The organism is Asticcacaulis biprosthecium C19 (genome assembly GCF_000204015.1).
GTDB classification, from domain to species: Bacteria; Pseudomonadota; Alphaproteobacteria; order Caulobacterales; family Caulobacteraceae; genus Asticcacaulis; species Asticcacaulis biprosthecius.
Map to the genome: position 1 here is coordinate 143,922 of NZ_GL883077.1, position 9,981 is coordinate 153,902.

Here is a 9,981-nt window from a genome sequence, read left to right on the forward strand (position 1 = left end):
GCATAACGGGGAGTATAAGAAATAGCGAACTCGGCATCTCAGGCAGATGTGTGCATACCCTAGCCGTATAACGGGGGAGGTGGCATCGAGCTAAATCATGACGATTTAAAAAATCTAGTTGAACGACTCGCCCAGATAGACCCGCTTCACTTCCGGATCGTGGGTGATCTGTTCCGCCGTGCCTTCGAACAGCACTTCGCCCGAGTGAATGATCGACGCCCGGTCCACGATCTCCAGCGTTTCACGGACATTGTGGTCGGTGATCAAAATACCGATGCCGCGACTCTTCAGATAGATGATGACGTCGCGGATATCCGAGATGGCCAAGGGATCGATACCGGCGAAGGGTTCGTCCAGCAGCATAAAGGACGGCTTGCCGGCGAGGGCGCGGGCGATTTCGACCCGGCGGCGCTCACCACCCGACAGGGCCGTTGCCGGTGAATGGCGGATATGGGTGATGCGCAGGTCTTCCAGGAGCTTGGTTGCGTCCTCCTGGACCTTCGCCGGATTCTTCTCGTTCAGCTCCAGCACGGCCAGCAGGTTCTGCTCCACCGACATACCGCGGAAGATCGAGGCTTCCTGAGGCAGGTAGCCGATGCCCATGCGGGCGCGCTGATACATTGGCTGGCGGGTAATGTCCTGGCCATCCAGCAGGATCGTACCGTAATCGGCTTCGATCAGCCCGGTGATCATGTAGAAACAGGTCGTCTTGCCGGCACCGTTGGGGCCCAGCAAACCCACCACCTCGCCACGGCCCAACTTAAGCGAGACGCTCTTGACGACGGCGCGGTCCTTGTAGGACTTGCCGATGCCTTCGACGACAACGCCGTCGGTTGCCGCCGGCTTGGGCGCGGTGGTGATGACGTCTTCGGTAACGGCCATGATCAGTTCCCGGCGGCCGAATTGGCCTGCTTTTCGTCGGGGTACAGCACGGCGCGGACGCGGCCATTGTTGGTTGAACCCGGCGCTGCGTCCATGGTGGTCGTGCCAGCGCCAACCTCGGCGACCAGGCGCGTGCCGGTCATAACGTTCTTGCCCTGCTTCAGCACGACATCGCCGGAAATGACCATGGTGTCGTTCGCCTTGGTGTAGACGGCGGTATTGCCCTTCACCGTGTTCTCCGGCGTGACGTAATAGACATTGCCGGTGGCCTCGATCTTGACGACCTCGCCCCACCCCTTGTTCTCGCCTTCGCCGCCGGGGGCGTGGCTGATGACGACGTGGTCGGCACGCAGACGCGAATTGGCCTGGATCACCTCGACCCGGCCGTCCCACGTCTGGGTCAGAGCATTTTCGTCGGCCTGCCAGCTGTCACCGCCGACCATAACCGGTCCGCCTTCCTGCGCCACCTGGGCACCGACGGAACCCGTCAGGGCCAAAGACCCAAGAGCAACGCAGAACATCGCAGCCAGGAAAGTTTTCGTCGTCATCCCTTTAACCCTCTACTTCATCTCTGCCTTGACCTGGGCGTCGCCGCGGCCGGTAAAACGCACGGAGTTGCCATTGTCGGAAATCACGAAGGATTCGCCCACTATATGACCGACCGAGCTGGTTCCTTCAACGTGTTTGTCGCCGTAAACGGTCGAATTGTCGAGATCGACAATCGCTTCTTCGGTCTTGAAGGTAAAGTCCGAGCCGCCCGTGACCAGCAAGACATTGCCCGTCATGATAAACTTGCGCGACTGCTGATCGAAAACACCGTTGACGGCTGCCACCCGCGTCGTCCCGTCCGCGTCGCCTTTAAACTCCATCACGGGTGATTTCAGCATCACTGTGGTCGCGTCCTTGCCGCGGCGGACGGCTTCCAGCCCGCTGATGGTATAGTGCTCACCCTTGCCGGTCTGGCCGTGGTAGCGCGGATTGGTCATGCGGATTTCGTTCGAATTGCCGTCATAAACATTCATCGAATTGATGATGCTGGTGACGATGATCCAGCCGAAATTCAGCACAATCAGCCCGATAATGGCGCCAGGCAAAAAGGTGCGCAGGCTGTGGATCAGGCGCGACCGGCGGCGCACAGCCGCGACCTGCTTGCCCAGCCGCTGGCTGCGTTCATCAACCTCGGTGGCAGCATCCTCAGAGGCATGCCGGGCGTCGATCTGGGTCAGGTCCATCAGGGTATCCTAAGCCGGGGTCAGATCCAGCTGTGGGCGAAGATATCGCAATCTTCCCAACCTGCCAAATCCAGTTTGACGCGCTGCGGCAAAAAGTCGAAACAGGCCTGCGCCAGTGCGCTGCGGCCTTCGCGCGCCAGCATGGCGTCCAGCTTGTCTTTCAAGGCGTGCAGGTGCAGCACGTCGGACGCGGCATAGGCCAATTGTTCCGGCGTCAGGGTGGCGGCGCCCCAGTCGGAGCTTTGCTGGGCCTTGGACATGTCGACGCCCACCAGTTCGCGCGACAAATCCTTCAGACCGTGGCGGTCGGTATAGGTACGCGCCAGCTTCGAGGCGATCTTGGTGCAGTAGACCGGCGAGGTGTCGACGCCCAGGTGCAGGGCGAACATACCGATGTCGAAACGGCCATAGTGGAACAGCTTCAGCACCGACGGATCGACCAGTAAGGCCTTGAGGTTGGGGCAGTCATAGGCCGGGCGGTTCAGGCGGACGACATGGGCGTGGCCGTCGCCGGCCGACAGTTGGACGACACACAGATCGTCGCGGCCAAAACGCAGCCCCATGGTCTCGGAATCGAGGGCAATGCTCTTGCCCAGATCCAGGCCTGCAGGCAGATCGCCTTCGTGGTAAAATACGGTCAAGTTGTCGGTACCCTGAGTTTTTCGTGACACAGGCTCTCGCTCAACCTGCCAAGCCTTCGCTAGCCCCGAATGACGAATACGTCAATCTTTGGCACCAAAGACCCGCCTAAAGACGGGCCTGGAGGAAGGCGATCATTCGCTTCCACGCCAGTTCGGCGGCTTCGGCGTTATAGACCTCGGGCCGGGTCTTGTTGAAGAAGGCGTGGTCGGCCTCATAGCTGTAAAAGTCCGGCGCATTGCCGGCCGCGGTCATGGCAGCCTTAATCTCGGCCACCACTGCCGGCGTCACCCAATCATCTACGGTGCCGAAATGGCCCTGGAACGGGATCTTGATATCGGCCGGATCGGCGAAGGCCTTGGGCGGCACACCGTAAAAGCACACCGCCGCAGAAAAGCCGTCCAGACGCGCCGCAGACGCCAGCGCCAGGGCGCCGCCCATGCAGAAACCCATTACGGCGATCCGTTTGTTGATCGTTTGCAGGTGGGTCTGGGTCGCCGCGATGTCCTGATGCACGGCGCCGGGAAAGTCGAGCCCGTTCATCATGTGGGAGGCCTCATCGGCGTCCCGGGTCACCCGGCCATGGTACAAGTCGGGCGCGATGGCGTTAAAGCCTTCGTCGCCAAAACGGTCGACGATCGCCTTGATGTGGTCATTGAGACCCCACCATTCCTGCAGGACGATGATGCCGGGCCGGGTCGGGTCGCTGCCCGACTGGTAGGCCTCCAGGCCGCTGCCGTCCGGTCGTTGCAGAGTGATCATCTGTCCCATCGTCGTCTCCTTGTGCAAGGCGACCTATATAGGCGCGAATTGCCCCGTCTGCCACAGGTCGCGTTCGGCACTGAGGTTCTGTTTCGCCTGGGCATCGCGCGCCGCAAACGACTGCGTCAGGAAGATGTGGTCGCGCGCCAGAGTCGGCGTGAGAAACAGCGCCACCCGACCGGCGGCATAGGCCTCAAGTCCATAGACCGGCACATATTCGTGGAACACGCCGCGGGCATAGGCGAGATAGGCTGGCCACGATGCGCCCAGGACCGACATGTCGATATCCAGAACCAGGTTCGTGTCCGGATCGTCCGACGGCTGGTGAGCGGTCGTGGCCAGGATATGACGGCAGGCACGCGCCGTATCGATGCCTGGCAGGGCCTCACGCAATCGATCCGCGCTCAGCGCCTCGTTATCGCGCCGGGCGGGTTCATAGATAATGTCATGGAAAAACAACGCCAGCAGGGCCTGGCCCGGGTCTTCGAACTGGTCGCGAACCGTGTCGAAACGGGCGACCACGGCCGCGATATGACTCAGGCCGTGATAGTGGCGATGGGGTTCGCTGTAGGCCGCCAATATATTGCGCCACAGGGCATCGCCGTCGGTCAGGCCGAGGTCGGCGCTCAAGATGCGCCAGCGGGCTTCGAGAGCGCTCAGGCCATACCCTTGGGCAGGCTGCGCGATTTCGGCATCACCGGACGGGCGAAGGCCGGCGACGGCTGCGGGACGAAAACCTGAGGCGCAAATTGCCGGGCTGCGGCAATCCAGTTTGCGGCAATAACCTTATTCAACACGGGCACACCCATCATCATGGTTGTTTCTGAACCACCGAACCCACCGGTCCGGTCATACAAGTCCTGTACCCGTCCATAATATCAAAATTCGATGAGGAATTGCTTAAGAACAACGTTATCAAGTAGTTAAAGACATTGCCGCGCATCCAGGGACACGCGGCAATCCTTTTCGTTTCAAGTGACGCTGTTTTAGAACTTCGATCCGACGCGGATCCCGAAGGTGCGCGGCTGGATGATAACGGCGTAAGGACGCGTACAGACCGAACACGCGACGTAGCGTGACATCTGGCCGCGTTCGTCGGTCAGGTTGCTGACATAGGCCTCCATCGTCCAGGTCGACCATTCAAAGCCGCTGGACAGGTTGATGGTAGTATAGGCTGGGAGATCGCCGACAACGGCGGCATCGGCCACCCGCAGATCCGAACTGGCGCCCGTCTGGTGGGCAAAGACGCCCTGGACAAACGGCCGTTGCTCCATCTCCGTCCAGGTATAACGCGCGCTGCCGGCCACTTTGAACTCCGGGGTGATCGGCAGGCGGGTCCCCGCCGGTGCCAGTTCAGCGCCTGGACAGGAGTCAGCTACGGTAGGGCACAACGGACCATCGATGGTGGCGTCCGTATAGGCCGCGCTGCCGGTCAGGGTCAGTTTCGATGTCGGTGACCAGGTCACGTCCATTTCAACGCCGTTGATGGTGGCGTCGGCCCCGTTGCGAATCTGCGTGAAGCTGTTTTCGCCTAGGAAGGAGAACTGGAAATCTTCCCATTTCTGATGATACACCGCGCCGCTCCACCTCAGCGTGCCATCGGCCAGAGTAACCTTCCATCCCCCTTCAAGGTTAGTCAGGTAGTCAGGCAGGTAGTCATAGTCACCACGGCGATTGATCCCGCCAGGGCGGAAGCCGGTTGACAGGGTCGCGTAGTAGAGACGGCCGGCCTTGGGCTTGTAACTCAGGTTCAGGCGATAGGTCGAACCATCACCCTGGGCGATCTTTGGCACGACTGTGCCGTTATCGAATTCCCCGAGATTGGTACACGGCGTTCCGGGCACCACACCCGGCAAGAGGTTTGCGGTCGTGTTGCTGTCGTAATTTTGGCGAACGGTTTTGCCATTCGAGGTATAGCACCCGGCGACGCCCGTGCCGCTGGAGCCTGCACCATTCCACGGCTTCCCATTGGGGTTACGGCCGAAGCCGTAGAACCCGATCAGGGAGTTTTCGTATTCGTAAAGGCGCAAACCTGCCGTCAGGCTGAGGGTCGGGGTAAAGTCATAGGTCGCCTCACCAAAGATGGCGGTGTCCTTGTCTTCCCGATCCTGCAGGGTCAGCCACAGGGTTTCCGGCCAGCCATTGACCGATACCTCCGGCGCCAGATTTGGGATGATGTAGTTCTGATAGATGTGGTTAGTCTGTTCCTGATAGAAGAGACCGCCCACCCAGCGGAACTTGCCGTCCTGCGGCGACGCGATGCGCAGTTCGTGGCTGGTCTTGCCGTAGTCGTAGGAGCCGGTGATATACTGGCGCGGATCGACTGTGTCACCGTTGGAGTCATAGAGATAGAAATAACCGGCCAGGCCGCCGTAATCGGTGTAAATCTCGTCATAGGCTGTGGCATAGTCGGTATAGTCTGAGGTCGAAGACGACTTGCGATCCATATAGGCGGTCGCGTAGGTGACGTCGAAATTGCCGATCTTACCTTCAACCGTCAGCGCGGCCTGGGCAAACCGGTCCTTGCTGTTGTCGGGATAGAAACGCTGGACCTGCATATCGCCGACGCTTTCGTCGAAGCCGAAAATACCGGTCGCTTTCTGGGTCTGCCCCATCAGCGAGGCGGTGGCCGTCCAGTCTTCCGAGAAGTCGATCTTCAGCGCGGCGCGGGCGCCGGAAATGCTGAGGTCGTTGAAGTCTTCTTCGACGAAGGCGTCGTTATCAACGACAATGCCTTCGACGTCCGGCAGGAAGGCCCGCGTCCCCGGCACGTTGTCGATATAGCCGCCGACCTTTTCGGTCCAGCCGACGACGCGCAGCGCCACACCGGTGCTGAGCGGAATGTTCAGCATGCCTTCCAGCTTGCCGCCGTTCTCACCGCCACTGATGGTGTTGGCTTCGGCGTCGAAACGGCCATAGAAGCCGGACAGATCGGGCTTGTTGGTGATGATGCGGATGGTACCGGCCTGGGACGAGGCGCCGTACAGGGTGCCCTGCGGCCCCGCCAGAGATTCGATGCGCGACACGTCGTAAATATGAACGTCCAGCGCGCCGCCGATGGTGGTCACCGGCTGTTCGTCGAGGTAGACACCGACGCTGGGCAGGGAGCCCGAGTGGTTGCCGTCGCCGCCCGAGGCGACGCCGCGCATATAGACATTGGTCGACCCCGGTTGGGAGGTCTGGAACGACACGCTGGGCAGTTGCAGGGCGTAGTCGTTGAAGTTGCCGATGTTAAGCTGGTCCAGCTTTTTCGTGGTCAGGGCCGTGATGGCGATGGGCACGCTGGACAGGCGCTCGCTGCGCTTTTGCGCGGTGACGATGATTTCACCTGAATCGGCCACAGGCGCCGCGGCATCCTGGGCGTGGAGGATGACGGGCATGGCCGTCAGCATGGTTGTGGTCAGCAGGGTTGCCGACAATATCCGCTTGTTCATGTCCGTCTCCCGGTAAGATGGAATGTGACATGATTGTGACTGATGTGATCACACGTCAATCGCCATATGTGCAGTGCGGAAAAATGGCCATGTTGGCGTGACGGAATTGTCACGTATTTGATTACAGAACCGTAAGGTTTCCCTAACGTTACTTGAAATCCGGGGCGGTATCCGGGTAATGGTGCAGCACGGAACCCAGCGCTGTTTTCAGCGGTTCCAGCCACGGTTCGAAGGCCTGCCAGGCCTCGGTGCCGTCCTTGTAGATCGGCTGGCGGACCTGTTCCGACGACGGGGTGCGCACAGCGCGCTCGGTTTCGTGGAAGCGCAAGCATGTCTCTTCGAAGTCCAGCCCGCAGGCGCTGAGCAAGGCACGGACCTCGGTTTGCGTGTCCTCGACCATGTGTTCATAGATGACGCGGTGGACACGGCCCGGCAGAACGCCGTCAACATGGGCCATGAGTCGGACATAGTCGCGATAATAGCGGCCCAGGTCCGTCAGATCGTAAGTGAAGGCCTGACCCTTGGCGAAATGCTGCTTGAAATTGGAGAAGCAGCACGACAGCGGGTGGCGGCGGGTGTCGACGATCTTCGCATTGGGCAGGATCAGGTGAATGAAGGCAGTGTGCAGCCAGTTGTTCGGCAGCTTGTCGATAAAGAACGGCCGATCGGTCTTGCGCTGGATGCGGGTGCGATCGAGATACTCCTCGCCCAGCTCCCGCAGATTATCCGGCGTCAGACTGGCCAGCCGGCGCGGATAGTCGCTCCAGCGCTTGGCCAGGTTGGGGATGTCAGCCAGCTCAGACGTGCCTTCGACCAGGCTGTGGCTGGACAGGATCTGCTCGACCAGGGTCGAGCCGGAACGCGGCATGCCGACCACGAAGATGACGTCCGGCGCCGGACACCCCTGCCCGGCCCGTTCGGCGAAAAATTCCGGCGTGAACAGCTTTGAGCCCGCCGTGACCAGCCGTTCGATGTCGCCGGCGTCGTAGTCGAGCCCCTTCTTGCGCAGGGCATTGCCGGCGGCGTAGTGAGCAAAGGCTTCCGCCGGGCGCTTGGCGTCTTCCAAGGCCTTGCCCAGAGCAAAATCGAGGTGGAAACGGTCTTCGTCGTTGAGGCCCGGTGTCTCCAGAGCCGCCTGCATGGCAGCGACATCGTCGGGGGTGAATTTCACGGTCTTGAGATTGGCCAAGCTCCACCAGACCTCGCCCAGGTGCGGCGACAGCTCCAGCGCCCGGCGATAGGCGGTGACGCCATCGGCGGTGCGCCCCACCGTCTTCAGCATGTGGCCGTAACTCATCCACACCTTGGGCTGTTTCGGCCAGCCCTTCAGCACGGCTTCGTACAGGGTCAGGGCATCTTCGAACTCGCCGATGCGGCCCAACGCGGCGGCCTTCAGGTTGCTGTAGCCGATATGGTCGGGATCATCGACGATCAGATGGTTCAGTTCGGCAATCGCCTCGCCCGGCCGGTTCTGGCGGTACAGGACGGTGGCCAGGTTGGCACGGGCGGCGCCGAATTCCGGCGCGATCTCCAGCGCCCGGCGCAGCAGGCCTTCGGAATCCTTCATCCGCCCGATACGCGCGGCCAGCTCAGCCAGCATGCGGATCGCCGCCACGTCCAGGGGATGGTCGTGCAGATGGCGTTTCAGGATCGGCTCGGCCTCGTTCAGCCGATTGTCGTGCAGGGCGAGCGCAGCCTGCATCAGCTGCGGATTGCGCAGGCCTGAGGCGATGGCTTGGTGTGAGATGGGTTTCGAAGCCGGCATGGCGACAGGTTAGAACTTTTTGCGGCGTTCTGCCTAGCCCTTGCGGTCACCACCGAGGAAGATTGGGAAAATGGCTCAGCTTCCCGCTTTGGTTTCACTGGCCGGAACAATAATAGTCTCTCTCGAACTCGGCCATGGTTGCCGCATGTTTTTCATAGGCCGGCGGATCAATGGCGTCTTTATTTTCGGCCGGCAGCCGGGTCCATATCTGGCGGCTAAGGGTCGCCGCACGCGTATGATATTGGGTCGCCAGGCGACCCGCCTGGCACGCCTTCGCGCTGTCATCCTCGGCATAGAGCCGTTTGGCCTGAGCTTCGTAGTCGTTGGCCTGGGCATACACCGTATCGAATTCGGCAATCAGGACGTCGACATCTGACTGCAGACAATAGACCTCGTCCCTGTCGGCTTCGCTTTGGCTGGCATTGGTCGTGATGGAGGCAAGCGTGCCTTCGTCGCGCCGGGGGATCGCGGCGTAGGTGTCACGCGCCCTGACCCAGAGGCTGGCCGCCGCACGGCCTTTCTGGCACGCCCCGGCGCTGTCACCAGCATCATGGGCGCTAAGCGCCTCATCGCTCATCTGTCTCGCCTCGCTCACGATCACCTTGACGCGTTCATTGGCTTCCTCACTTTCGGCCAATTCCATGTCCGCCTCTTCCTCCTCGGACAAGCCGCTGGCTTGTGGGTCGTCTTCCTTACCGCAAACTTCGTTGGCACTTTGCTTGGCTTCATCAACGCCGACCTGAAGCGCGGCCGTGTGATTTTTGACCTTTTCGTTGTCGTAATCGCTGTCGGTCAACATCCCCAGCGCTGCATAGATGGCATTTTCCCAGTAGGTGGCCGCGTTGCGATAGCCCTGGCAGGCTTGCGAATAGCGACCGGCGAGGTCAGCGTTGGCCGCCATTTGCATCGCATCTGCCCCCTGCCCCTGCAATTCCTTGACCTTTTGGAAGGAGGCATCGCCACTGGGCCCTGCGATGACGGGTGTCACGCCTGAGCCCACCATACAGACGGCGACCAGGGCGGCGATCGCCCTGCGGCCGATGGACTCCAAAACATTGTGGCGCGGGAATCTTTCGGACATGACAGCCTCTCGATGACATGCCCCAACCTATCAAGCCGAAAGGTTCCTACCATCCTCTGTTCCGGGGAGATGGCGACAGGGCGCATGTCGAGAAACGTCCGTATGGCCCCGGACTATCGTCAGAACCGGCGTGATTGCGCGCGAACCATTAAAAAAAGCCGCCGAACCGGACGGGCGTTTTTAATT

General features: G+C 60.8%; 10 protein-coding genes. All 10 read right to left on the reverse strand.

Going from position 1 to position 9,981, the window contains the following annotated elements:
* Positions 1–114: 114 nt before the first annotated feature.
* Positions 115–882 (reverse strand): LPS export ABC transporter ATP-binding protein, encoded by a 768-nt coding sequence (gene lptB, locus ABI_RS01070; protein ID WP_006270947.1) that lies wholly within the window; start codon positions 880–882, stop codon positions 115–117.
* Between the two features lie 2 nt (positions 883–884).
* A complete protein-coding gene (locus tag ABI_RS01075; protein ID WP_006270948.1) occupies positions 885–1,430 on the reverse strand; it encodes an LptA/OstA family protein in 546 nt (181 codons plus the stop codon).
* A gap of 12 nt (positions 1,431–1,442) precedes the next feature.
* Positions 1,443–2,114: an LPS export ABC transporter periplasmic protein LptC gene (lptC, locus tag ABI_RS01080; protein WP_006270949.1), complete on the reverse strand. Its 672-nt coding sequence runs from the start codon at positions 2,112–2,114 to the stop codon at positions 1,443–1,445.
* Between the two features lie 20 nt (positions 2,115–2,134).
* Complete coding sequence (locus ABI_RS01085; RefSeq protein ID WP_006270950.1) at positions 2,135–2,755, reverse strand: ribonuclease D; 621 nt, start codon at positions 2,753–2,755, stop codon at positions 2,135–2,137.
* Between the two features lie 106 nt (positions 2,756–2,861).
* Complete coding sequence (locus tag ABI_RS01090; protein ID WP_006270951.1) at positions 2,862–3,524, reverse strand: dienelactone hydrolase family protein; 663 nt, start codon at positions 3,522–3,524, stop codon at positions 2,862–2,864.
* Between the two features lie 24 nt (positions 3,525–3,548).
* On the reverse strand, positions 3,549–4,145 hold the full coding sequence (locus ABI_RS01095) for an HD domain-containing protein (protein WP_006270952.1): 597 nt from the start codon (positions 4,143–4,145) through the stop codon (positions 3,549–3,551).
* A 26-nt stretch (positions 4,146–4,171) separates the two neighbouring features.
* Positions 4,172–4,312 (reverse strand): hypothetical protein, encoded by a 141-nt coding sequence (locus ABI_RS24810; RefSeq protein ID WP_157138665.1) that lies wholly within the window; start codon positions 4,310–4,312, stop codon positions 4,172–4,174.
* A 189-nt stretch (positions 4,313–4,501) separates the two neighbouring features.
* A complete protein-coding gene (locus ABI_RS01100; RefSeq protein ID WP_006270954.1) occupies positions 4,502–6,949 on the reverse strand; it encodes a TonB-dependent receptor in 2,448 nt (815 codons plus the stop codon).
* Positions 6,950–7,097: 148 nt separating this feature from the next.
* Complete coding sequence (locus ABI_RS01105) at positions 7,098–8,714, reverse strand: tetratricopeptide repeat-containing sulfotransferase family protein (RefSeq protein WP_006270955.1); 1,617 nt, start codon at positions 8,712–8,714, stop codon at positions 7,098–7,100.
* Positions 8,715–8,808: 94 nt separating this feature from the next.
* Positions 8,809–9,795 carry a hypothetical protein gene (locus ABI_RS01110; protein WP_006270956.1) on the reverse strand — a complete coding sequence of 329 codons (987 nt, stop codon included), beginning with the start codon at positions 9,793–9,795 and terminating at the stop codon, positions 8,809–8,811.
* Between the last annotated feature and the right edge of the window lie 186 nt (positions 9,796–9,981).

Coding starts and splice junctions, on each gene's coding strand:
- ABI_RS01105 (WP_006270955.1), bottom strand. CDS start 8,714: ATGCCGGCTTCGAAACCCATCTCACACCAAGCCATCGCCTCAGGCCTG.
- lptC (WP_006270949.1), bottom strand. CDS start 2,114: ATGGACCTGACCCAGATCGACGCCCGGCATGCCTCTGAGGATGCTGCC.
- ABI_RS01110 (WP_006270956.1), bottom strand. CDS start 9,795: ATGTCCGAAAGATTCCCGCGCCACAATGTTTTGGAGTCCATCGGCCGC.
- lptB (WP_006270947.1), bottom strand. CDS start 882: ATGGCCGTTACCGAAGACGTCATCACCACCGCGCCCAAGCCGGCGGCA.
- ABI_RS01100 (WP_006270954.1), bottom strand. CDS start 6,949: ATGAACAAGCGGATATTGTCGGCAACCCTGCTGACCACAACCATGCTG.
- ABI_RS01090 (WP_006270951.1), bottom strand. CDS start 3,524: ATGGGACAGATGATCACTCTGCAACGACCGGACGGCAGCGGCCTGGAG.
- ABI_RS01075 (WP_006270948.1), bottom strand. CDS start 1,430: ATGACGACGAAAACTTTCCTGGCTGCGATGTTCTGCGTTGCTCTTGGG.